This is a genomic window from Streptomyces sp. NBC_00490, assembly GCF_036013645.1.
GTDB classification, from domain to species: Bacteria; Actinomycetota; Actinomycetes; order Streptomycetales; family Streptomycetaceae; genus Streptomyces; species Streptomyces canus_F.
In genome coordinates this window covers 4,177,590-4,201,563 of the sequence record NZ_CP107869.1, presented here as the reverse complement: position 1 = coordinate 4,201,563, position 23,974 = coordinate 4,177,590, and the positions used below count along the sequence as shown (strand labels likewise).

19 protein-coding genes are annotated in these 23,974 nt (G+C 71.2%); 9 read left to right on the top strand and 10 right to left on the bottom strand.

Annotated features, from left to right (window positions below):
- Positions 1-208: 208 nt before the first annotated feature.
- The 6 genes from OG381_RS18895 to OG381_RS18870 form a co-directional block, all read right to left on the bottom strand.
- A complete protein-coding gene (locus OG381_RS18895; RefSeq protein ID WP_327717262.1) occupies positions 209-1,081 on the bottom strand; it encodes a siderophore-interacting protein in 873 nt (290 codons plus the stop codon).
- 116 nt (positions 1,082-1,197) lie between these two features.
- Positions 1,198-2,247, bottom strand: a complete 1,050-nt coding sequence (locus tag OG381_RS18890) for an ABC transporter substrate-binding protein (protein WP_327717261.1) — start codon at positions 2,245-2,247, stop codon at positions 1,198-1,200.
- A gap of 224 nt (positions 2,248-2,471) precedes the next feature.
- A complete protein-coding gene (locus OG381_RS18885; protein ID WP_327717260.1) occupies positions 2,472-3,632 on the bottom strand; it encodes an acyl-CoA dehydrogenase family protein in 1,161 nt (386 codons plus the stop codon).
- A 5-nt stretch (positions 3,633-3,637) separates the two neighbouring features.
- Complete coding sequence (locus OG381_RS18880) at positions 3,638-4,582, bottom strand: hydroxymethylglutaryl-CoA lyase (protein WP_327717259.1); 945 nt, start codon at positions 4,580-4,582, stop codon at positions 3,638-3,640.
- A complete protein-coding gene (locus OG381_RS18875) occupies positions 4,579-6,495 on the bottom strand; it encodes an acetyl/propionyl/methylcrotonyl-CoA carboxylase subunit alpha (RefSeq protein WP_327717258.1) in 1,917 nt (638 codons plus the stop codon). Before OG381_RS18875 ends, OG381_RS18880 begins: the two co-directional genes overlap by 4 nt.
- A gap of 14 nt (positions 6,496-6,509) precedes the next feature.
- Positions 6,510-8,126 carry a carboxyl transferase domain-containing protein gene (locus OG381_RS18870; protein ID WP_327717257.1) on the bottom strand — a complete coding sequence of 539 codons (1,617 nt, stop codon included), beginning with the start codon at positions 8,124-8,126 and terminating at the stop codon, positions 6,510-6,512.
- An 86-nt stretch (positions 8,127-8,212) separates the two neighbouring features.
- Here OG381_RS18870 and OG381_RS18865 point away from each other — a divergent pair, with 86 nt between their 5' ends.
- From OG381_RS18865 to OG381_RS18845, 5 genes are all read left to right on the top strand, one after another.
- Positions 8,213-8,809, top strand: a complete 597-nt coding sequence (locus tag OG381_RS18865; protein WP_327717256.1) for an SACE_7040 family transcriptional regulator — start codon at positions 8,213-8,215, stop codon at positions 8,807-8,809.
- Positions 8,810-9,071: 262 nt separating this feature from the next.
- Positions 9,072-9,416: a hypothetical protein gene (locus OG381_RS18860; protein WP_327717255.1), complete on the top strand. Its 345-nt coding sequence runs from the start codon at positions 9,072-9,074 to the stop codon at positions 9,414-9,416.
- A 186-nt stretch (positions 9,417-9,602) separates the two neighbouring features.
- Positions 9,603-10,760 (top strand): acyl-CoA dehydrogenase family protein, encoded by a 1,158-nt coding sequence (locus OG381_RS18855; protein WP_327717254.1) that lies wholly within the window; start codon positions 9,603-9,605, stop codon positions 10,758-10,760.
- Between the two features lie 35 nt (positions 10,761-10,795).
- Positions 10,796-11,668, top strand: coding sequence for an acyl-CoA thioesterase (locus OG381_RS18850; RefSeq protein WP_327717253.1), 873 nt, complete (start codon positions 10,796-10,798; stop codon positions 11,666-11,668).
- A 31-nt stretch (positions 11,669-11,699) separates the two neighbouring features.
- Positions 11,700-12,680, top strand: a complete 981-nt coding sequence (locus tag OG381_RS18845) for a cation diffusion facilitator family transporter (RefSeq protein ID WP_327717252.1) — start codon at positions 11,700-11,702, stop codon at positions 12,678-12,680.
- Here OG381_RS18845 and OG381_RS18840 read toward each other — a convergent pair.
- Together OG381_RS18840 and OG381_RS18835 are read right to left on the bottom strand one after the other, a co-directional pair.
- Positions 12,643-13,431, bottom strand: a complete 789-nt coding sequence (locus tag OG381_RS18840; RefSeq protein WP_327717251.1) for a phosphatase — start codon at positions 13,429-13,431, stop codon at positions 12,643-12,645. The genes OG381_RS18845 and OG381_RS18840 overlap by 38 nt on opposite strands.
- A gap of 62 nt (positions 13,432-13,493) precedes the next feature.
- Entirely contained in the window at positions 13,494-15,281 is a 1,788-nt protein-coding gene (locus OG381_RS18835) for a PucR family transcriptional regulator ligand-binding domain-containing protein (protein WP_327717250.1), read from the bottom strand.
- A 122-nt stretch (positions 15,282-15,403) separates the two neighbouring features.
- Here OG381_RS18835 and OG381_RS18830 point away from each other — a divergent pair, with 122 nt between their 5' ends.
- The 3 genes from OG381_RS18830 (at position 15,404) to OG381_RS18820 (ending at position 19,593) form a co-directional block, all read left to right on the top strand.
- Entirely contained in the window at positions 15,404-16,861 is a 1,458-nt protein-coding gene (locus OG381_RS18830) for a sodium:solute symporter (RefSeq protein WP_327717249.1), read from the top strand.
- A gap of 66 nt (positions 16,862-16,927) precedes the next feature.
- Complete coding sequence (gene speB, locus OG381_RS18825; protein ID WP_327717248.1) at positions 16,928-17,908, top strand: agmatinase; 981 nt, start codon at positions 16,928-16,930, stop codon at positions 17,906-17,908.
- Entirely contained in the window at positions 17,905-19,593 is a 1,689-nt protein-coding gene (locus tag OG381_RS18820; RefSeq protein ID WP_327717247.1) for a thiamine pyrophosphate-binding protein, read from the top strand. The genes speB and OG381_RS18820 overlap by 4 nt, the downstream gene beginning before the upstream one ends.
- A gap of 139 nt (positions 19,594-19,732) precedes the next feature.
- On the opposite strand, the gene OG381_RS18815 is transcribed toward OG381_RS18820, so the two are convergent.
- Entirely contained in the window at positions 19,733-20,542 is an 810-nt protein-coding gene (locus tag OG381_RS18815; RefSeq protein ID WP_307030342.1) for an endonuclease I family protein, read from the bottom strand.
- 192 nt (positions 20,543-20,734) lie between these two features.
- Positions 20,735-22,975: an ArnT family glycosyltransferase gene (locus OG381_RS18810; protein WP_327717246.1), complete on the bottom strand. Its 2,241-nt coding sequence runs from the start codon at positions 22,973-22,975 to the stop codon at positions 20,735-20,737.
- Between the two features lie 144 nt (positions 22,976-23,119).
- On the opposite strand from OG381_RS18810, the gene OG381_RS18805 reads away from it, so the two are divergent.
- Positions 23,120-23,959: a serine hydrolase gene (locus OG381_RS18805; protein WP_327717245.1), complete on the top strand. Its 840-nt coding sequence runs from the start codon at positions 23,120-23,122 to the stop codon at positions 23,957-23,959.
- Positions 23,960-23,974 lie beyond the last annotated feature (15 nt).

Below are 23,974 nucleotides of genomic sequence, written 5' to 3'. Positions count from 1 at the left end.
GGGAGCAGTCCGTGCGGGTCGGACGGGGGTGGGGACGCGATCTTCGATCTCGCTTCGCGTTACTTAGGTTAGCCTAACCTAAGTAACTCTGGTCAAACGTGGTACCAGCCGTGACGACGATCACTCCGGCCGCAGTCGTCCCTGCGGGCACAGCAGTCACCGCCGCACGCCGGGGAGTCGCGTACAGCGGTGGGTGCCGCTCGGTGGGTTACTCCGCGGCGCGGAGCTGCTCCTCGGTCAGCCCCTGACGCCAGTAGCCGACGAAGGTGACGCTGCGGCGGTCGATGCCCCGCTCACCCACGAAGTGCCGGCGCAGCGCCTTGATGTGACCGGACTCGCCGGCGATCCACACGTAGGGGCGCGCGGCGGGCGGGAGTTGGGCCTCGCGAATGGCGCCGAGGGCCATGGGGGCGCCCTCGACGCCAAGCTCATGGTGGTCCCGCACGAGCCAGGTGACCTCGGCGTCGGCCTCGGTCACCAGATCCTGGACGTCCTCGGCGTGCTGCACCTCCAGCCAGACCCGGGCCCGGGTGCCGGCGGGCAGCGACTCGATGATCGCGGAGGCGGCGGGTACGGCGGTCTCGTCACCCCAGATGACGACCAGGTCGGTGTCGTCGGCGGGCCGGAACCGGATCGCCCGGTTGTCGGCGATCGCGGGGCCGAGCAGCAGGACGCGGTCACCGGCGGCGGCGCGGGAGGCCCAGCGGGAGGCGGGCCCCGCCGGAGTGGCGGCGTCGGGCTCGACGCCGTGCAGGACGAAGTCGATGTCGATCTCGGTGGTGTTCCCCAGGGGGTCACGACGCAGCGCGCGGAGCGTGTACGACCGCATCACGGCCCGTACGTCGTCGGGGAGTTCGCGCCACGCCTGCCACCAGCCGTCGCCGAGCTCGATCGGCACCGCGGGCTCGGTCTGCCCCGGGTGCGGCAGGAACAACGACAGTGACTGGTCGCACCCGTTGGAGCAGAACTCCCGCAACTCGTCCCCGGCGAAGGTGACCCGGACCAGGGACGGCCCGAGCCGCCGCGTCCGTACGACCTGCAGGGAGAAGAAACGGAACGGGGCGGCTACGGCGGTGGTCATTGGGGTGCGCTCCTGATCAGGGGGCGAGGGATGTTTTTGTCTTTTAGGGGCGCGGGGAACTGCGCGACCAGCCACAGCCGGGCCCGCAGTCACCCCACAACATCAAGCCCCGTTTTTCAGCTGACCTTCTTCGCGTTCTCGAGCGCCTCGGCGAGGGTCTCGAGCAGCGGGGTGACCTTGTCGTACGACAGGATCGGCTCGGGCGAACGGGAGACGACCTGCCCCGCCTTCACGGCAGGCAGCTTCTTCCACGTGGCCTCGGTGATGTCGGCCGGCTGGATGGTCGCGGACCGGTCGTCCATCATGATGATGTCGGCCTTGTACTTGTCGACGTTCTCCCAGCTCAGGCTCTCGTACCAGCCGCCGCCCTTCGCCTTGGCCTTCTCCGAGGGCTCGACGAAGTTCACGCCGAGGGCCTTGAAGTACTCCAGGTCGATGGAGAGGTTGGTGCCGGAGACGTAGAAGATGTCCTGGCTCGCGGAACCGGCCAGCACCTTGATCTCGGGCTTCGCCTTCGCGGCGGCGCGCAGGCGGGTGGCCGCGGCCTCGAACTTCTTCTTGGCGTCGGTGACGGAGGCGGCCGTCATGTCGGCGCCCAGCGACTCCGCGAGCTCCCACACGCGCTGCAGCGGCTCGGTGATCTGGCGGTCGTAGACGGAGATGCCGACGCTCGGGGCGAGCTTGGCGATCTTGTCCGCGGAGGCCGCGGGGACGTACCAGAGGGTGCCGGCGTCGTCGAACATCGTGGTGATGAGGACGTCGGGGGCGAGCGCGGCGTACTTCTCGACGTTGAACTGGTCCCACACGTTGCCGAGGATCTCGACCTTGGAGATGTCCATGTCGCCGGCCTGCACGTCGGCCTTGCCGTCGGTGGTCTTGGTCGGGCCGAAGACGCCCTTGACCGAGATGCCGTAGTCGTACAGCGCGGCGGCGACACCGGTGAACGCGACGATGTTCGCCGGGATCTTGTCGAGCTTCACCTCGGTGCCGCGGTCGTCCTTGAACGTCCAGGGACCGGACTTCTTCGCGGCGGTCGTCTCCGTGTCAGAGCCACCGCTTTTCGCGTCGTCGTCGCCGCAGGCTGCGAGCACGGCACCGAGGCCGAGGGCGCCGCCCGCGGCGAGGATGCCGCGGCGGGTGAGGTGGGTGGCTCGGGCGTTGGACATGTGTGTGGCTGCTTTCGAACGGGGCGGAGCGCCCGCCGGACAAGTTCGAATGTAGGTTAGCCTAACCTCAGATCTTGTCCAGGGGCCGGACCCCTTTGATCGGAAGCTGTGAAAGCCCTGTGGTGCGGGTTGTCAAGGTTCGCGAGACCCAACCCCCTTGAAACCGCTACCTGTTGGGCGCCCCTGACTCCTGGTCAGGACGAAGCCGGAGGCGCCGCGCCGGCTCAGCCGACCAGGCCCAGCTCCCGTGCGATCAGCATGCGCTGTACCTCGCTCGTGCCCTCTCCGATCTCCAGGATCTTGGAGTCGCGCCACATGCGGGCCACCGGGTATTCGTTCATGAAGCCGTAGCCGCCGTGGACCTGGGTGGCGTCCCGGGCGTTGTCCACCGCGATCGTCGACGAGTAGAGCTTCGCGAGGGCCGCCTCCTTCTTGAAGGGCTCGCCCGAGACCAGGCGGGAGGCCGCGTCGCGCCAGGCGAGGCGGGCCGTGTGAGCCTTCATCTCCATGTCGGCGATCTTGAACTGGATGGCCTGGTTGGCGCCGATCGGCCGGCCGAAGGCGTGCCGCTCCTTCGCGTACTTCACCGACTCGTCCACACAGCCCTGCGCCAGCCCCGTCGCCAGCGCCGCGATCGCGATGCGGCCCTCGTCGAGGATGCGCAGGAACTGGGCGTACCCGCGGCCCTGTTCGCCCAGGAGGTTCGCCGCGGGGACCCGGACGTCCGCGAAGGACAGCTCGCGGGTGTCCGAGGCGTTCCAGCCGACCTTGGAGTAGGGGGCCGCCACCGTGAAGCCGGGGGTGCCCGACGGGACGATGATCGAGGAGATCAGCGGCTTGCCGTCCGGCTTGCGGCCGGTCACCGCCGTCACGGTCACCAGACCCGTGATGTCCGTGCCCGAGTTGGTGATGAAGCACTTCGTGCCGTTGATCACCCACTCGTCCGTGTCCGGGTCCAGCCGGGCCGTCGTACGCGTCGCCCCCGCGTCACTGCCGCCGTCCGGCTCCGTCAGGCCGAACGCGCCCAGGATCTCGCCCGAGCAGAGCCGGGGGAGCCACTCCCGCTTCTGTGCCTCGGTTCCGTACAGGTGGAGCGGCATGGCGCCCAGCGACACCCCCGCCTCCAGGGTGATGGCGACCGAGGAGTCGACCCGGGCCAACTCCTCCAGGGCCACGCCCAGCGCCAGGTAGTCGCCGCCCATGCCGCCGTACTCCTCCGGGAAGGGCAGGCCGAACAGGCCCATGCGGCCCATCTCGCGGACGATCTCGTACGGGAACTCGTGGTGCTCGTAGTACTCGCCGATCTTCGGCGCCACGACGTCGTGCGCGAACGCCTCGACCGTACGGCGGAGTTCGTCGAGTTCGGGGGAGAGTCGGTGGTCCATCGCGGTCACTGCTCCTTGTGGGACAGGGCTCGTACGGTGCGGGACGGGCTGGGTCGGCCCAGTTGTCCGGCCATCCAGACGCTGGTGGCGACGAGACGGTCGAGGTCGACTCCGGTGTCGATGCCGAGCCCCCGCAGCATCCACACGAGGTCTTCGGTGGCGAGATTGCCGGTGGCGGACTTGGCGTACGGGCAGCCGCCGAGGCCGCCCGCGGACGCGTCGACGGTGGTGACGCCGTGCTGGAGGGCGGCGTAGGTGTTGGCGAGGGCCTGCCCGTAGGTGTCGTGGAAGTGCACGCCCAGGACCTCCACGGGGACGCCGTGGCCGGTCAGTTCGGTCAGCAGGGCCCGGACGTGGCCCGGTGTCGCCACACCGATCGTGTCGCCCAGGCTCAGCTCGTCGCAGCCCATGTCGAGCAGCGTCCGGCAGACGTCCACCACCTGCGGGACGGGGACCGGGCCCTCCCACGGGTCGCCGAAGCACATCGACAGATAGCCGCGGACATGGACGCCGGCCTCCTTCGCCCGCGTCACCACCGGTGCGAACATCGCCAGCGCCGCGTCGATCGTGCGGTTGAGGTTGGCCTTGGCGAAGGACTCGCTGGCGCTCGCGAAGACGGCGACCCGGGTCGCCTTCAGTGCCAGGGCGCGGTCCAGGCCGCGTTCGTTCGGCACCAGGACCGGGAGGTCCACGGGAAGGTCGGCGATCTGCGGGAACAGCTCTTCCGCGTCGGCGAGTTGGGGCACCCACTTCGGGTGGACGAAGCTGGTGGCCTCGATCGTCGTCAGGCCCGCGTCGGCGAGGCGGCGGATGAACTCCGCCTTGACCTGCGTCGGGACGGTGCCCTTCTCGTTCTGCAGGCCGTCGCGCGCGCCGACCTCGTGGATGCGGACCCGGGCGGGCAGACCCTTCTCCGGTACGGCCATGGGCAGGGCCAGGGGGTGTGTCATTCCGTCGCCTCCTCGTGAGGTGCGATCACCGCGAGCACCTGGTCCATGGCGACCGTCGAGCCCGGTGCCACGTCCAGTTCGGCGACCGTGCCGGCGTGCGGGGCGGAGACGACGTGCTCCATCTTCATCGCCTCCACCACCAACAGGCTCTGTCCCGCGCTCACTTCGTCGCCCACGGCGACCTTCACCACCGTCACCGTCCCGGGCATGGGCGCGGTGAGCGAGTCGGCGCCCGCGTGCGCGGCCCCGGTGAGGGAGGCGGCCACCGGGTCGTGGTCGCGCACCTGCCAGGCGTCGCCGTCGCGGCCCAGCCAGTCGGCGGCCCGGTGGAAGGTGTGGCGTACGCCGTCGAGGGTGACGTGGACCCGGTCCTCCGTGACGGAGGCGGTGCCGCGTGGGGCGTACTCCACCGGGTCCTGCACCCGCAGGTGGAAACCGACGGGCTTCGGGATCCCGCCCAGGCGCCAGCCGCTCGGCACCGAGAACGGGTCCGTCCAGCCGTCGCCGTGCGGGCGCAGCGCGTCCAGCCGTACGGCCGCCGCCGCCTCGTACACCTCCTCCGGCACGTCGACCGCGACGAGCCCCGCCACCTCCCGCTCCACCAGCCCGGTGTCCAGCTCGCCCGCCACCACCGCCGGATGGGCCAGCAGCCGGCGCAGGAACCCGGCGTTGGTCTGCACGCCCAGCGTGACCGTCCCGGCGAGGGCGGCCCGGAGTTTGCGGATCGCGGTCGCGCGGTCGGGGCCGTACGCGATCACCTTGCTCAGCATCGGGTCGTACAGGCTGCCGACCTCGGTGCCCTCGCTGAGCCCGGAGTCGGTGCGGACGCCGTCGCCCTGGGGCTCGGACAGCCTGAGGACCGTGCCGCCGGAGGGGAGGAACCCGCGGGAGGGGTCCTCCGCGCAGATGCGCGCCTCGATGGCGTGCCCGGTGAACGTGATGTCGCTCTGTCCGTAGGGGAGCGGTTCGCCCGCCGCGACCCGCAGCTGCCACTCCACCAGGTCGAGGCCGGTGATGAGCTCCGTCACCGGGTGTTCCACCTGGAGTCGGGTGTTCATCTCCATGAAGTAGTACGACGAGGGATCGCCGCCCGGCACGATGAACTCCACCGTGCCCGCGCCCCGGTAGCCGCAGGAGCGGGCCGCCTGGACCGCCGCCTCGCCCATCGCGGCGCGGGTCTCCTCGTCCAGGAGGACGGAGGGCGCCTCCTCGATGACCTTCTGGTGGCGGCGCTGGAGGGAGCACTCGCGTTCGCCGAGGTGGACGACGTTGCCGTGGCCGTCCGCCAGGACCTGGATCTCGATGTGCCGGGGCCGGTCGACCCACCGCTCGACCAGCAGGGTGTCGTCGCCGAAGGAGGTGCGGGCCTCGCGGCGGGCGGCGGCGATCTCGTCGTCCAGGAGGTCGAGGTCCCGGACCAGGCGCATGCCCTTGCCGCCACCGCCCGCGGAGGGCTTCAGCAGGACCGGGGCGCCCAGGGCGCGGGCGGCTTCGGCCAGTTCGGGGTCACGGCCGCCGGGGACCACGGGGACGCCCGCCGCCTCGACGGTCTCCTTGGCGCGGATCTTGTCGCCCATGAGGGCGATCGCGTCGGCGGGCGGCCCGATGAAGACCAGCCCCGCGTCGGCGCAGGCGCGCGCGAAGGCGGCGTTCTCCGCGAGGAAGCCGTACCCGGGGTGCACGGCCTGGGCGCCGGTCCGGGCGGCCGCCTCCAGCAGCCGCTCGGCGCAGAGATAGCTCTCGGACGCCGGGGCCGGACCGATCCGTACGGCGGTGTCGGCCTCCCTCACATGCCGGGCGTCGGCGTCCGCGTCGGAGAAGACGGCGACGCTCCGCACCCCCATCGAGCGCAGGGTGCGGATGACGCGGACGGCGATCTCGCCCCGGTTGGCGACAAGCACGGTGTCGAACATCGTCTGGAAGTCCCTCACATCCGGAAGACGCCGAACTGGGGGTCACCCAGCGGCGCGTTGGCGCAGGCGGTCAGGGCCAGTCCCAGCACCTGACGGGTCTCCAGGGGATCGATGACCCCGTCGTCCCACAGGCGGGCCGTCGCGTAGTAGGCGTTCCCCTGACGCTCGTACTGCGCACGGATCGGGTCCTTGAAGGTCTCCTCCTCCGCGGCGGCCCACTCCTCGCCGCGTGCCTCCAGCTGGTCCCGCTTGACGGTCGCGAGGACCGAGGCGGCCTGCTCGCCGCCCATGACCGAGATCTTGGCGTTGGGCCACATCCACAGGAAGCGGGGGGAGTAGGCCCGGCCGCACATGGAGTAGTTGCCGGCGCCGTACGACCCGCCGACGACGACGGTCAGCTTGGGCACGCGCGTGCAGGCGACGGCCGTGACCATCTTGGCGCCGTGCTTGGCGATGCCGCCCGCCTCGTAGTCCCTGCCGACCATGAAGCCGGAGATGTTCTGGAGGAAGAGCAGCGGGATGCCGCGCTGGTCGCACAGCTCGATGAAGTGGGCGCCCTTCTGGGCGGACTCGGAGAAGAGGATGCCGTTGTTGGCGACGATGCCGACCGGGTGGCCGTGGATCCGGGCGAAGCCGGTGATCAGGGTCTGCCCGAACTCGGCCTTGAACTCCGCGAAGCGCGAGCCGTCGGTGATCCGGGCGATGATCTCGCGTACGTCGTACGGGGTGCGGGAGTCGACGGGGACGGCGCCGTACAGCCCGTAGGGGTCGACCTTGGGTTCCTCCGCCGGCTCCACGGACCAGGGCATCGGCCCGCGCGGGGGCAGCGTCGCGGCGATGTTGCGCACGATGCGCAGGGCGTGGGCGTCGTCCTCGGCGAGGTGGTCGGTGACACCGGAGATCCGGGAGTGGACCTCGCCGCCGCCCAGCTCCTCGGCGGTGACGACCTCACCGGTGGCGGCCTTCACCAGCGGGGGCCCGCCGAGGAAGATCGTCCCCTGGTTCCGGACGATGACCGCCTCGTCGCTCATGGCGGGCACGTACGCCCCGCCGGCGGTGCAGGACCCGAGGACGGCGGCGATCTGCGGGATGCCCGCGCCGGACATCCGGGCCTGGTTGAAGAAGATCCGCCCGAAGTGCTCACGGTCGGGGAAGACCTCGTCCTGCATCGGCAGGAAGGCGCCCCCGGAGTCCACGAGGTAGAGACAGGGGAGCCGGTTCTCCAGGGCCACCTCCTGGGCCCGCAGATGCTTCTTCACGGTCATCGGGTAGTACGTGCCGCCCTTGACGGTCGCGTCGTTGGCGACGATCACGCACTCGCGCCCGCTGACCCGCCCGATCCCGGCGATGACACCGGCGGCCGGGGCCTGGCCCTCGTACATCCCGTCGGCGGCGAGGGGGGCGAGCTCCAGGAAGGGGGAACCGGGGTCGAGGAGGTGGTCGACCCGGTCCCGGGGCAGCAGCTTGCCGCGCGCGGTGTGCCGGGCCCGTGCCTTCTCGCCGCCGCCGAGCCGGGCGGCGGCGAGCTTGTCGCGCAGCTCCTCGACGAGCTTCAGGTGGCCCCGCTCATTGGCCCGCCAGGCCTCCGACGCGGGGTCCGCCGCGCTGTGAAGCTCCGGTGCCTGATGCATCCCGCGATCCCCTCACGTTGTTAATGAGCGTTAACGTATGTCGTCCAGGTTAACGAGCGCTAACCTCCCTGTCTAGAATTGCCACCATGGCCACCAGAACCGACGCCCCCACCCGCCGCGAGCAGATCCTCAAGGAAGCCGCTCGACTCTTCGCCGAGCGTGGCTTCCACGGTGTCGGCGTGGACGAGATAGGTGCCGCGGTCGGCATCAGCGGACCCGGGTTGTACCGCCACTTCGCGGGCAAGGACGCGATGCTCGCCGAGCTGCTGGTGGGGATCAGCGAGCAGTTGCTCAGGGGCGCGAGGCGCCGGCTGGCGGAGGTCGACGGGGGCTCGGCGGAGGACGTCCTCGACTCGCTGGTGGAGGGCCACATCGACTTCGCCCTGGACGACCGGCCCCTGATCACGCTGCACGACCGGGAGCTGGACCGGCTGAGGGACAGCGACCGCAAGCTCGTGCGCCAGCTCCAGCGGCAGTACGTCGAGCTGTGGGTGGAGGTGGTGCGCGAGGTGTACCCGGTCCTGACGGAACCCACGGCCCGCTCGGCGGTGCACTCGGTGTTCGGCCTGCTGAACTCGACTCCGCACCTCGGCCGCCCGGGGTCCCTGCCGGGCCGCGGCGTCACGGCCGAGCTGCTGCACCGCATGGCCCGGGGGGCGTTCGCGGCGGCGGGGACGGAGTGACCGCGACGGCGGACGACGGCGGGCGGCTCGCCCCCGGCCGGCGGCTCAGGTCGTCGCGGGAACGGCCACGAACCGGCCGGTGAAGCAGGGCCGGGCGCCCCTCTTTCAGTGCCGACCTTCCAGCTCGCGGGGTACCACCTGCCGCTGTGGAGCACGGGGTCGCACAGATGATCCAACTGAACGACCCGCTGAACCGGAGACGGCGGCCAACCACGCGGTCCGCTTCTGTCTGACGGGGCTGTCCTCCCGGATCGCGGAGCGGATGTACTTCTACGCCTGTGAAAACCGCGAGATCCCCCTGGTCGTCCAGGCCGAGGGCCAGGCCCCCACCAAGGTCGGCCGCCATGTCGAGCGGCTCCAGCGGTGGCTCGCCCACGCCGAGATCCGCTCCTGCGGCCGCGGCCCGGAGATCGGGCTGCCCGAGAACGTCCGGCAGCGCGAGGCGCTGACCCCGGGACTCGTCCGCATCCGCTGGACCCTGTCCGGCACGGCGACCGTTCCTGCGGGCGCGGGCGCGTACCGCGTCGAACACCTCGACGGCGCCACCCGCGAGACCGCCCCCGAGGACGCCGTACGGCTCACCGAAGAGCCGCTGCTCGGCCGGTAGTGCTGAGTCGGCGTGACGAGCGTTACGGGGGTGGGCCTCTGGCGCCTCTCGCTACCGGCCGGTACGGTTGGACATGAGCAAGCGCTTAGCCAAGGGTGGACCGCAACCATCAATTGAGCAACCCCCACGGCGAGCAACCACGTACGCGAGAGCGGCGCCGGTTTAGGCGCAGAGAGGGTGGCGGCGGTGCGCCGTACGGTGTTCAACGAGGATCACGAGGCGTTCCGGGAGACCCTGCGGGCCTTCATCGAGGCCGAGGTCGTCCCGGTCTACGACGAGTGGTTCGCAGCCGGCCAGGCGCCGCGCGACTTCTACTACAAGCTCGCCGAGCTCGGCGTCTTCGGTATCCGCGTCGACGAGGAGTTCGGTGGCGCCGGCATCGACTCGTACAAGTTCGAGGCGGTGATGTACGAGGAGACCGCGCGCGCGGGTGTGCAGTTCGGCGGCTCCGGTGTGCACGTCCTGCTCGGACTGCCGTACATCAAGATGCTCGCCACCGACGAGCAGAAGAAGCGCTTCCTGCCGAAGTTCGTCTCCGCCGAGGAGATGTGGGCCCTCGCGATGACCGAGCCGGGCACCGGCTCCGACCTCGCGGGCATGAAGACCACCGCCAAGCTGAGCGAGGACGGCACGCACTACGTCCTCAACGGCTCGAAGACCTTCATCACCGGTGGCGTCCACGCCGACCGCGTGATCGTCTGCGCCCGCACCTCCGCGCCGACCGCCGAGGACCGCCGCCACGGCATCTCCCTGTTCGCCGTGGACACCAAGTCCGAGGGCTACTCCATCGGCCGCAAGCTCGACAAGCTCGGCCTGAAGACCTCAGACACCGCCGAGCTGGCGTTCGTCGACGTGAAGGTCCCCGTCGAGGACCTCCTCGGCGAGGAGAACAAGGGCTTCTACTACCTCGGTCACAACCTGGCCTCCGAGCGCTGGGGCATCGCCTTCGGCGCCTACGCGCAGGCCAAGGCCGCCGTCCGGTTCGCCAAGGAGTACGTCCAGGAGCGCACCGTCTTCGGCAAGCCGGTCGCCTCGTTCCAGAACACCAAGTTCGAGCTGGCCGCCTGCCAGTCCGAGGTGGACGCCGCCGAGGCCGTCGTGGACCGCGCCCTGGAGGCCCTGGACGCGGGCGAGCTGACCCCCGCCGAGGCCGCCAGCGCCAAACTGTTCGCCACCGAGGTCGCGCACCGCGTGATCGACCGCTGCCTCCAGCTGCACGGCGGCTACGGCTTCATGAACGAGTACCCGATCGCGCGTCTGTACGCGGACAACCGCGTCAACCGCATCTACGGCGGCACCAGCGAGATCATGAAGACGATCATCGCCAAGGACATGGGCCTGTAAGACTCCCGCAACTACTGACCAGTAGAAATGACTGCATGAGTCAGGCACTACAGGATCTCCTCGATCTGCTCGACCTGGAGCAGATCGAGGAGAACATCTTCCGCGGCCGGTCCCGGCCCGCCATCGTCCCCCGTGTCTTCGGCGGGCAGGTCGCGGCGCAGGCGCTCGTCGCCGCGGGGCGGACGGTCCCCGAGGACCGCCTCGCCCACTCCCTCCACGCGTACTTCCTGCGCATGGGGGACCCGGGCGCGCCCATCGTGTACACGGTCGACCGCATGAACGACGGCCGCTCCTTCACCACCCGCCGCGTGGTCGCGGTGCAGCACGGGCAGCCCATATTCGCCCTGTCGGCGTCCTTCCAGAAGTACGAGGAAGGCTTCGACCACCAGACCCCGACCCCGGCCGCCCCCGACCCGGCCACCCTGCCCACCTCGCAGGAGCGGCTGCGCGGCTACGACCACATCGCCCCGGACGTCATCGAGAGGTTCCTCGAGGCCCGCGAGGCGATCGACCTGCGCTACGTCGACGAGCCGCCCTACGGCCGCTTCGGCGAGCCCCGCGAGCCGCACTCCCAGGTCTGGTTCCGCACCAACGGCAAGCTCGCCGACGACCCGCTGCTGCACGTCGTCCTCGCCACCTACGTCTCCGACATGACCCTCCTCGACTCGGTCCTGCTCGCGCACGGCCGCGGCGGCTGGGCGGTCAACGACGTCGTGGGCGCCTCCCTCGACCACGCGATGTGGTTCCACCGGCCCTTCCGCGCCGACGAGTGGCTCCTGTACGACCAGGAGTCGCCGTCCGCGTACGGCGGCCGCGGTCTCGGCCAGGCCCGCATCTACACACAGGACGGACGGCTCGCCATCTCGGTGATCCAGGAAGGCGTCGTCCGCGCACCCCGCCGGCACTGATCGGCCACATCGATCGGTGACACTGAGGGGCATGGCGCAAGCAGCGGACCCAGTGGACTCAGCGGATCAGCACGGCGGCGGCGAGTCGACCTTCACGGTCGTCGTCGCCGCCGTCGCCAACCTCGGGATCGCGGTCGCCAAGGCCGTGGCCGGTGTCATCAGCGGATCGAGCGCGATGCTGTCGGAAGCGGCCCACTCGGTCGCCGACACCGTCACCGAGGTACTGCTCCTCACCGCCCTCAAACGGAGCGAGAAACCCGCCGACGAGGACCATCCGCTGGGCTACGGGCCCGAGCGGTACATCTGGGCGATGCTCGCCGCCGTCGCCACCTTCGTCGGCGGCGCGGTCTTCTCGCTCTACGACGGGATCCACACCCTCGTCGCGGGCGAGGAACTCGGCGACCCGCTCGTGTCGTACATCGTCCTGGGCGTCGCCTTCCTGCTGGAGGGCTACTCGCTGCGCACCGGGCTGAAGCAGGCGCGCGGCGAGGCGGCCCGCTTCCGGGCGCCCATGAAGACCTATCTGCGGCACACCCCCGACACCGCGGTGAAGGCCGTGGTCCTCGAGGACTCCGCCGCGCTCATCGGACTCGTCCTCGCCGCCGGCGGACTGCTCGGCGGCCAGCTCACCGGCTCCGGCGTCTGGGACGGCATCGCCTCGCTGCTCATCGGTCTGCTGCTGCTCTGGGTGGCGTGGGTCCTCGGCCGCTCCAACGCCGAGCTCCTGATCGGCCGGCCGCTGCCCGGGCCGATGCGGGAGCGGATCCGGGCCGAGCTGCTGGCCGTGGCGGAGATCGAGGCCGTACTCGAACTGACGACCCTGGTGCAGGGTCCGCGCGAGGCCCTCGTCGCCGCCAAGGTGGACTTCCGGGACGTCTCCACGGCGGCCGAGATCGAGTGGGCCTGCGAGCGGGCCGAGCAGCGGCTGCGGGCGGTGTTCCCCGGGGTGAGCCGGGTGTATCTGGACCCGACGCCTACGCCAGGCCCGCCTCCGCCAGAAGGTACGCCGTGAGCGGGTCGTAGTAGCGGGGGCTGATGACGTGGTCGTCGAGGGGGACCGTCACCTGGACGGTGCCCTCGGCCTCGGCGAGGAAGAGCGCCGGGTCGTTGCAGTCGGCGTAACCGACGGAGTCGACGCCGTGCTGGCCGGCGTAGCCCGCCCACCCGTGGTCCGCGACGACCAGGTCCGGCAGCGGACGGCCCTCGCGCACCAGTCCGGTGAGGATCGCCTTCATCGGCTCGCCGGAGTGGGTGTGCCAGAGCGTCGCGCCGTGCTCCAGGACCGCCACGTCCGCGAACTGCACGACGTAGCCCTCGTCCGTCTGGAGCCCCTCCGGGATGACGACGATCTCGCAGCCGGCGGCCCGCAGCGCGGCGGCGGTGGAGTGGTGCACCTCAAGGAGGCCGCCCGGGTGGCCGGTGGCGAACAGGACGCGCTGCTGCCCGTCGGCGGCCTTGCGCAGCCGGGCCGCCATGCGGTCGAGGCCGTCCACGGTCAGCTCGGGGTCGATGGTGTCCTGGCCGTACCGGTACTCCGGGTCGTCGTTGACACCCACCCGCTCCGCCATCACCGCGAGCACGTCCTGCTCGTCGGTCCAGCGGTCGCCGAGCTCCAGGCCGAGCCAGAAGTTGCGGACGCCGTTCGCCAGCTGGCGGTAGTGGGAGAGGTTGTTCTCGCGGGGCGTCGCGACATCGCCCGCGATGCGGGTCCGTACGAGGTGGTCGACGAGCTCGGCGCGGCTGGGGGTCCCGGGTATCGGCATGGTGTCCATTGTGAGGCAGGCGGCTGTCGGCGTGCCCGGTGTACCGGACGCTGGGACGCGGGTCACTGCCGCAGCGCGAACCACAACTCCATGCGTACGTCGGGGTCGTCCAGGTCCGTGTCCAGCAGGGACGCGCAGCGGGCGACGCGTTGGCGGACGGTGTTGCGGTGCACGGCCAGCGCCACGGCGGTGCGGTCCCAACTGCCGTGCAGGGACAGCCAGGTGCGCAGGGTGTCGGTGAGGGCCGGGGTGTCCGCGATGGGTGCGAGGAGGGCACGCGCGTGTGCCTCGGCCTCGTCGGCCGGGACGAGGGCGCTCAGGCCGGGGCGGGGGTCGTGGCGGACCAGTGCGCTGCGGGTCGCCCGGGCGCGGGCGAGGGCACGGGCGGCCTGGGTGTCCGCGACCGGCCACTCGGGCGGGCTCACCGGCGCGCTGACGCCCAGGGTCCAGCCGGGCTGCGGCTGTGCCTCGCGGTCGGCCGGGACGAGGACGCGTACGACGTCCCGCGCGAGGTCGACGAGCGGCGAGCCGAGCGCGGCGCCCAGCGCGGAGGCGGCGACGGCGTCGGGCGCGTGCGCGTCGGGACGGGCGTGCACGACGACCCACCGCTCGGCCCCCAGCAGCACGGCCACCTCCTGTGGCGGGGCGCCCAGCAGCAGCCGTACCAGCGCGGACGACCGCGCCGCCCCCGAACCGCTCTGGTGCTCGCCGGTGAGCAGGGACAGCAGGACGGCGGCGACGGAGGCGATGGTGTGGTCCCCGGGAACGCCCTCGGGCGAGGCGACCCCGAGCACGAACCCCTGCCCGGCACCGAGGGCGTAGGCGGCGAGGTGGGTCCCGGCGACGGTGTCGGTGGCGGAGGTGGGGGCGGGGCGGCTGGTGGGCGAGGGCGGGGCGTCGACGGTGGGCGGGGCGGGTCTGCGGGTGAGGCGGCCGGTGGTCGCGGGCGAGCCGGAGCCGGTCCGGTCGGCGCCGCGAGCGGGCCCGCCGGCCGGCCGGGAGCTCGGCGCGTCGGCGAGCTCCCCCGGCCGTTCCGTTGCCGGGCCCACCGATGCTGCCGGGCCACCCGCCCGTGCCGCCGGGCCGTCTGTCCGAGACGGCGAGGTACCTGCCCGGCCCGCCGTCCCTGGCCGTCCGGTGGCCGGGCTCGCCGATGTTGCCGGGCCGTCCGTCCGCGAGGGCGAGAAGCCTGTCCCGCGCGCCGCCACCGGCCGTACGACCCCCGCCAGCTCTGCCAGAGCCCCGGGCACCGCACCCCCCGGCTCCCGTCCCGCCGCCGCCAGTTCGGTCCCCTCCGGTCCGTACAGCACCGCCCGGCCGCTCACCCGCTGGGCCAGTTGCCGCAGCACCGCGGGCACCGGGTCCGGTCGGGAGGCGGCCGCCGCCAGGCTCTGCTGGGCCTCCGTCACGCGGCGCAGTTCGGCGAGGCGGGCCTGGGCCATGAGCTGCCAGACCGCGCGGGCCACACCGGAGAACGTGGTCCGGGGCGGGACCTCGATGAGCGGCAGCTCGTACGCGTTGCAGGCCTCCACCAGCGCCCGCGGCACCGTGTCGTGGACCGGGGCGACACCGAAACCGAGGGCCGCGCCGCCCGCCGCCACGATCCGGGAGACGTAGTCGTCGAAGTAGGCCCCCGAGCCCGCCGCCTCCGGGACGTGGACGCCGGCCGTCAGCAGCAGCTCGCCGCCCAGCAGATAGGGATACGGGTCCGCCATCTCCGAGGTGTGCGCCCAGTGGATCACCGTGGCGGGATCGGAGGGGCCCGCGATCTGCCGCAGGGCCAGGTCCTCACGGGCCAGGAGAGCCGCGAGGGGCACGGGGGGAGTGGGCGGAACGGAGGGATCCGGCATGGTGTGCATTTCCTCCATTCGGCGCGGCTGGAATGGATGAAACCTACACTTCGCGGCCGCTTTCCGGCCACCTAGTGTCAGTGCTCGACACCCGCCGGCGAGAACGCGCGAAGGAGGGCCCTGTGGCCGTCGACTACACAGTGATCGTCATCTACCTGGCCGGCATGCTGGCCATGGGCTGGTGGGGCATGCGCCGCGCCAAGTCCAAGAGCGAGTTCCTCGTCGCCGGGCGGCGGCTCGGGCCCGCGATGTACTCCGGGACCATGGCCGCCATCGTCCTCGGCGGCGCCTCCACCATCGGTGGCGTGGGGCTGGGCTACCGGTACGGACTGTCCGGCGCCTGGATGGTCTTCACCATCGGCCTCGGGCTCCTCGCCCTCTCCGTCTTCTTCTCCGCGCGCATCGCCCGCCTCAAGGTCTACACCGTCTCCGAGATGCTCGACCTGCGCTACGGCGGCCGGGCCGGCGTCATCTCCGGCGTGGTGATGTGGGCGTACACCCTCATGCTCGCGGTCACCTCGACCATCGCGTACGCCACGATCTTCGACGTCCTCTTCGACGTGAACCGGACCGTCGCGATCGTCCTCGGCGGCTCGATCGTCGTGGCCTACTCGACGCTCGGCGGCATGTGGTCGATCACCCTCACGGACATGGTGCAGTTCGTGGTGAAGACCATCGGCGTGCTCCTGCTCCTGCTGCCCATCGCGGTCGTCAAGGCGGGCGGCTTCAGTGAGATGAAGGCGAAGCTCCCCACCGGGTACTTCGACCCGCTGGGCATCGGCGGCGAGACGATCTTCACCTACGTGCTGATCTACACCTTCGGCATGCTCATCGGGCAGGACATCTGGCAGCGCGTCTTCACCGCCCGCGGCGACCGGACGGCCAAGTGGGGCGGCACGGTCGCGGGCACCTACTGTCTCGTCTACGCCCTCGCCGGCGCCGTCATCGGCACCGCGGCCAAGGTGCTCTACCCGAACCTGGCGAATGCGGACGACGCCTTCGCGACCATCGTCAAGGACGAACTCCCGGTCGGTGTGCGGGGACTGGTGCTCGCCGCCGCGCTCGCCGCCGTCATGTCGACCTCCTCCGGCGCGCTGATCGCCTGCGCGACCGTGGCCAACAACGACATCTGGTCCCGGCTGCGGGGGAAGGCCGCCTCCGGCGAGCGTGACGAAGTGCGCGGCAACCGCGCCTTCATCCTGATCATGGGCCTCGCCGTCATCGGTACGGCCATCGCCATCGACAACGTCGTCGAGGCGCTGACGGTGGCGTACAACCTGCTCGTCGGCGGTCTCCTCGTCCCGATCCTCGGCGGGCTGCTGTGGAAGCGCGGCACGGTGCACGGCGCCCTCGCCTCGGTCGTCGTCGGCGGGCTCGCGGTCATCGCTCTGATGGCGGGCTACGGCATCCTCGCCAACGAGCCCGTCTACTACGGCCTGCTGTTGTCGCTGGCCGCCTACGTCGTCGTGTCCCTGGCGACGCCGGCGACCGACGCCGCCGTACTCGAAGCCTGGCGCGAGCGTCTCGCCGGTCGCGGCGCCCCCGAACTCGTGTCCGAACCGGTCCCGGCTCCCCAGTAGAGTCGTAGACAAGCGCAGACAAACGCCGTCATACGCGATGAAGCGTAGGAAAGAAGGCAGTACCCCATGAGCAGCAACGAGACGCCCCGCGGCCCCGTCGACTCCTCCCGCGTCCCGCGGTACGCCGGACCCGCGACCTTCGCCCGGCTGCCCCGCCTCGACGAGGTCGGCCGCGCCGATGTCGCCGTGGTGGGCGTGCCGTTCGACTCGGGCGTCTCCTACCGGCCGGGCGCCCGCTTCGGCGGCAACGCGATCCGCGAGGCGTCCCGGCTGCTGCGCCCCTACAACCCGGCGCAGGACGCCTCCCCCTTCGCGCTGGCGCAGGTGGCGGACGGCGGCGACATCGCGGTGAACCCGTTCAACATCCACGAGGCCGTTGAGACGATCGAGGCCGCCGCGGACGATCTCCTCGGCACCGGCGCGCGGCTCCTGACCCTGGGCGGCGACCACACCATCGCGCTGCCCCTGCTGCGCTCGGTCGCCAGGAAGCACGGTCCGGTGGCGCTGCTGCACTTCGACGCGCACCTCGACACCTGGGACACCTACTTCGGCGCCGAGTACACGCACGGGACGCCGTTCCGCCGGGCCGTGGAGGAGGGGATCCTCGACACCGAGGCCCTCTCCCACGTCGGTACCCGCGGTCCGCTGTACGGCAAGCAGGACCTCACCGACGACGAGAAGCTCGGCTTCGGCATCGTGACGTCCGCGGACGTCATGCGGCGCGGAGTGGACGAGATCGCCGACCAGCTGCGTCAGCGCATCGGCGACCGTCCCCTCTACATCTCCATCGACATCGACTGCCTGGACCCGGCCCACGCGCCCGGCACCGGCACGCCCGAGGCCGGCGGCATGACCTCCCGCGAGCTCCTGGAGATCCTGCGCGGACTCGCGTCCTGCAACCTGGTCTCGGCGGACGTCGTCGAGGTGGCCCCCGCGTACGATCACGCGGAGATCACGTCGGTGGCCGCGTCCCACACGGCGTACGAACTGACCACGATCATGTCCCGGCAGATCGCGGCGGCCCGGAAGGACTCGGAAGCGAAGTGACCCACGACCACGACCTGGTGCTCCGCCCGACGGAGGCGCAGACTTCCGCTGCTCTCAACCCTCCTCCCGGCCGCAACGGCGGAGACCTGGTCGTGGAGACGCTCGCCGCGCTCGGCACGACGACCGTGTTCGGACTGCCCGGCCAGCACGCGCTGGGCATGTTCGACGCCCTGCGCCGCTCCGACCTGCGGTACATCGGACTGCGGGTGGAGAACAACGCCGGGTTCGCGGCGGACGCGTACGGCCGGATCACCGGCGAGGCGGCACCGCTGCTGCTGTCGACGGGGCCGGGGGCGCTGACGTCCCTGGCCGCGCTCCAGGAGGCGGCGGCCGCCTCCGCGCCCGTGCTGGCGATCAGCAGCCAGATCCCCTCCGCGGGGCTGGGCGGCGGCCGCCACGGCTACCTCCACGAACTCCCCGACCAGTCCGCCTCGTTCCGCGGAGTGGTGAAGTCGGTCCACACCGTGCGCACCCAGTCCCAGATCCCCTCCGCGATCGAGGCGGCCTGGAAGTCGGCGCTGACCGCCCCGCACGGCCCGGTGTGGGTGGAGATCCCGCAGGACGTGCTGCTCGCCGAGACGTCGATCCCGGTGGTGACGGGCGGCGACGCCTTCCCCGAGGAACTGCCGCCGCGCCCCGAACTGACCGCTGTGGCGGCCGACCTGCTGTCCCGCGCCGAGCGCCCGGCGATCATCGCGGGCGGGGGAGTCGTACGGGCGGACGCGTCCGGCAAGCTGAAGCAGCTCGCTGAGATGGTGCAGGCGCCCGTGGTCACCACTCCCGGCGGCAAGGGCGCGTTCCCGTGGAAGCATCCGCTGTCGCTCCAGTCCTGGATCGAGGACCGGCACACGACCGACTTCCTCGAGGACGCGGACGTCCTCCTGGTCGTCGGTTCCGGACTCGGTGAACTCTCCTCGAACTACCACACGTTCAAGCCGCGCGGCCGGGTCGTCCAGATCGAGGCGGACCTCGGCAAGCTGGAGTCGAACCATCCGGCGCTGGGCATCCACGCGGACGCACGGCTCGCCCTGCAGGCGCTGCTGGAGACGGTGTCCGTGCGGGAGGACGCGAAGGCCCCGGAGCGGGTGCGCGAGGTGCTCGCGAAGGTCGCCGAGCGGCTCGGGTCCCAGGAACTCACCCTGGAACAGGACGTGTTGGCCGCCGTCCGCAGGGCGCTGCCCGCCGACTCCCCGTCCTTCTGGGACATGACCATCCTCGCGTACTGGGCCTGGTCGGCCTTCGACGCCAAGGGCCCCAACCACATGCACTCCGCCCAGGGCGCCGGCGGCCTCGGCTACGGCTTCCCGGCGGCGCTCGGCGGGGCGGTCGCGGACCCGACACGGCCGGTCCTCGCGGTGTCCGGCGACGGAGGGGCGCTGTACTCGATCGCCGAACTGGCGACGGCACGGCAGTACGACCTGAACGTGACGTGGCTGATCGTCGACGACGGCGGCTACGGCATCCTGCGCGAGTACATGACCGACGCGTTCGGCGAGGCGACGGCGACCGAGCTGACGCGGCCGGACTATGTGGCGCTGGCCGAGTCGTTCGGGGTGCCGGGGGTGCGGACCTCGCCTCAGACGCTGGAGGCGGACCTGGCGAAGGCGCTGGGGGAGCCGGGGCCTTCGGTGGTCGTGCTTCCGGCGGTGCTGCGGATGTTCGCGCCGACGCACCTGGAGAGCTGAGAGCCGGTGCGCCGGGGGAGTTGACGTACCACAGCCGCCCCCGCGACCGCCTGGCAGACCAGGTGGGTCACGGAGGCGGCGACCCGTACCGCGGGTGTGGGGCCCCGGCGGTACGGGCGTACGGTCGGCGACCGCGCTGCTACCAGATCGCCTCGACCCACTCCGGGTGGTCGATGAACGGGTTGCGGTTGTGCTGGTACGTGTCGTAGATGACCTGGTTGCGCCGCTCTTCGAAGGCGCTCGGCGGGTCCGCCTCGTTCCACGCCTTGAGGACGGCCAGCTTGCCCATGTAGGGGTTGGAGCCGTTGCCGACCTTCTCGTTGGGCTCCAGGTCGGCGAAGCCGTCGTCACCCTCGTAGCGCACGGCCATGTAGAGGATCATGCGGGCCACGTCGCCCCGGTCCGCGGCGCGCGGCGCGAAGGAGTCCGAGTCGACCGTGCTGCCGCCGCCGTTGGTGACGGTGCTGCCGCCGTTGTCGAAGTCCAGGTTGCCGCGGGTGCTGTTGATCGTCACGTCGCAGGCGCGCAGGTGGTGCAGGTCCGTGCCGGGACCGGTGACCTCGCCGAAGTCGCCGTGGGACTTGGCCCAGGTGTGCTCGCGGTTCCAGTCGCCGACGTCACCGCCGTTGAGGGACTTGCTGCGCGAGGCACCGCTGTACAGCAGGAGGACGTTGCTGGTGTTGTTCGGGTCCTGGTCGGCGACCTTGAGCGCGTCCCAGACCGCGGAGTACGAGATCTTCGACTGGCTGCTGATGATCGTGTGCAGCGAGGACTTCAGGCTCGTCCCGGTCTTGCCGATCGCGTTCTTGTAGTACGTCGCGTCGTACGCCGTCGTGGTGGCCGCCGCCGGGGACGAGGCCACCACGGGGGCGGTGAAGCCGACGAGCACGGCTGAGACGGTGAGCGCCAGGGACTTCCAGCGGCGCGTGCGTATGGGGTTCACGGGCATCGGGGGCTGTCCGTTCTACGCGTGTTGAATGGAGCGGGCAATCGGGAGCGTGACATGGACATGCGACCCTGTAAATGGCTTGTAGATGTCGATCAGGTGACTGGAAGCGGCATATCGCCCCGCATCTACGCGAGTTGACATACCAAAACGACCCCCGGCCTTTCGGTCGGGGGTCGTCGGGTGGTCGGGGCGTCAGGCGACGTCAGACGCGTCCAGGCGGTAGACGGTCGAGGTGTTCGACGAGTTCGACGAGTTCGACGAGCCGGACGAATCCGAGGAACCGGATGAACCGGACGTGCTCGACGTCGAATTCGAGCTGTATTCGCTCTCCTTCACGACCGTGCCGTTCTTCTGCACCCACTCGGTGACCTCGGTGCTGAGGCCGGACCCTCCGCCGGGGCCGCCGCCCATGCCACCGCCGCCGAGCTGGATGTAGTGCAGCTTGCCCGCCTTGACCAGCTCCTTCAGCTTGGCCAGGGTCATCGCCTGGTCGGAACCGGACCAGCCCCACATCGAGATGACCGGCTCACCGCTGCTCATGATGAGCTGCGCGGCACTCTGCGAACCGGACACCGCCAGCAGCCAGGTCGCGCCGTCCTGGTGCTTCTTCAGGTACGAGATGAGCTCGCTGCTCGCGCCGCCGCCCATGCCCCCGCCCATGCCGCCGGGGCCGCCCTGGCCGTTCTGGCCGTTCTGGGTGTCGCCGGAAGTGCCGTTCTCACCGGTGCCGTCAGGGGGCGTACCCCCGCCCGCCCCGCCGCCGCCCGGAAGCTCGCCGTTGCCGCCGCCGGGCATCATCTGACCGCCGCCGGGCGCCTCGGCGTTCCGGCCGCCCTGCCGGGTGCCGCCAGGACCGCCACCGGTGCCGCCGGGCATCCCGCCCCGGCCGCCACCGCCCCCGCCGAAGCCGCCGCCACCCGTGGAGGGCCCGGCCGTCGGGTTCGTACCGCCCATGCCGCCGCCCGAACCGGACGGCACCGACCAGGCGTACGCGGCCGGACCGGCCACCGAGGCGACGACCGCCGCGGCGAGGGAAGCCGCCAGCAGACGTGCCCTTCGGCCGTTGCCGCCGGACCGGAAGACCAGCAGGCCCGTGATCGCCAGCGCCATGACGACGAGGATCGCCGGCCACAGCCAGGTGTTCCAGCCGGAGGCACGGCGCAGCAGCACCGCCGCCCAGACCGCCGTGACCGCGAGGCCGAGCGGCAGCACCCACGCCCACCGCCGGTCGGCGCGGAAGGCGCGCAGCAGCATCACACCGCCGCCTGCGCACAGGGCCGCGATGCCCGGGGTGAGCGCGGTCGTGTAGTACGGGTGCATGGTGCCCTCGGCCATGGCGAAGGTCAGGTAGTGCAGGCCGGTCCAGCCGCCCCACATCACCAGTGCGGCACGGGTCATGTCGGTGCGCGGGGCGCGGCCGCACAGGACCAGGCCGCCGGTCAGGGCGATCGCCGCGAAGGGGATCAGCCAGGAGATCTGGCCGCCGAGGATGTCGTTGAAGAGCCGGCCGAGTCCCGCCGTACCGGAGAATCCGCCGCCTCCACCACCACCTCCGCCGTTGCCCTCGCCGCCGAAGATCCGGCCCAGGCCGTTGTAGCCCATGATCAGGTTCCAGGCGCTGCCGTCCGTGGAACCGCCGATGTAGGGGCGGTCGTCGGCCGGGACCAGGGAGACCGCGGCCGCCCACCAGAGGCTGGAGACGGCGAGGACCACGCCCGCGAGCAGCAGGTTGGTGATCCGCTTCACCAGCTTCGGCTTGGCCGCGTAGAGATAGACCGCGAAGACGACCGGCAGCGGGATGTAGCCCTGGAGCATCTTGGTGTTGAAGGCGAGGCCGAAGCAGGCCGCCGAGCCGAGCAGCGGCAGCAGCCTGCCGTCACGCGTGGCACGCAGCGCGAGGGCCGCGCCCGCCGCCATCAGGAACACCAGCAGCGTGTCGGGGTTGTTGTCCCGGTTGATGGCGACCGTGATCGGGGTGAGGGCGAGCACCAGCGCGGCGACGGTCGCCGCGACATGGCCCCACACGCGCCGCACGGACGCGTGCACGATCCAGATCGTGCCGAGGGCGGTCAGGATCATCGGCAGCATCATCTGCCAGGTGCCGAAGCCGAAGAGGCGGCACGACAGCCCCATGACCATGAGGGCGAACGGCGGCTTGTCGACGGTGAGGAAGTTGCCCGCGTCCAGCGATCCGAAGAACCACGCCTTCCAGCTCTGCGTACCGCTCAGCACGGCCGCGCTGTAGAAGCTGTTGAGGCTGGATCCGGACAGGTTCCAGGAGTACAGGACCGCCGCCAGGGCCAGGATCGCGAGCAGCGCGGGGAGCGACCAGCGGGGCGCCCTGTCCGGGGTCGCCGCGGAGGGGGCCGGCGGTGGCCGGTCGGCGGATGCGGCGGCGTCGGTGTGGGGGTGTGGGTCGGTGGCAGATGTCACCCGGGCATGGTGCGAACCCCGGGTGGGTGCGCGCTGTGCCGTAGCTGGCGCTTTCCTGTGAATTCGCGAAGGAGGAAGTAACGACTGGCACATCCGTTCCTCAAGTCGTACAACCTTTCCCTCGAACTCATGAGTCAACAGGGCATGACTCAGGGGATATCCAGACGTGCGAGATGGGTGGCGGGGGGCGCACTCCTCGCCTGCGTCGCCGCCGCCACACCGGCCGCGGCGGCCACGCCGACCGTCAGCTGTACGTCCGCCAAGGCCGGCCTCGCCGCCAAGCTGAAGAAGGACATCACTTCGGCGCTCGCCAACCGCAAGGGCACGATCGCGGTGGGCCTCTACGACCGCACCACGAACACCACCTGCACGCTCCGCTCCTCGACGGCCTACGACTCCGCGAGCGTCGTGAAGGTCACCGTCCTCGCCACCCTGCTGTGGGACGCGCAGAAGACCGGCCGGTCCCTCACCAGCCGGGAGAAGACCCTCGCCACGGCCATGATCACCAAGTCGGACAACACGGCCACGTCGACCCTGTGGAAGCAGCTCGGCGTGACCAAGGTGAAGGGTTTCCTCGCCAAGGCGGGCATGACCCAGACCAAGCCCGGCGCCGACGGCTACTGGGGTCTGACCCAGATCACCGTCACCGACGAGCAGAAGCTGATGAAGCTGCTCACGGCGGCGAACGCGGTCCTCACCGACGACTCGCGCCGGTACGTCCGCAAGCTGATGGGCGAGGTGATCTCCTCCCAGCGCTGGGGCACCCCGTACGGCGCTCCCTCCGACGTCCTCGTGCACGTCAAGAACGGCTGGCTGCAGCGCGCCACGTACGGCTGGCGGGTGCACAGCGTCGGCACCTTCAAGGGTGGCGGCCACGACTACGTGATGACGGTGCTCACGCACGGCAACAGCACCATGAACTACGGCATCACGACCATCCAGGGTGTCGCGAAGGTCATCCACAGGGACCTCGCCGCCTCCTGACGCCTGCTGGACTCC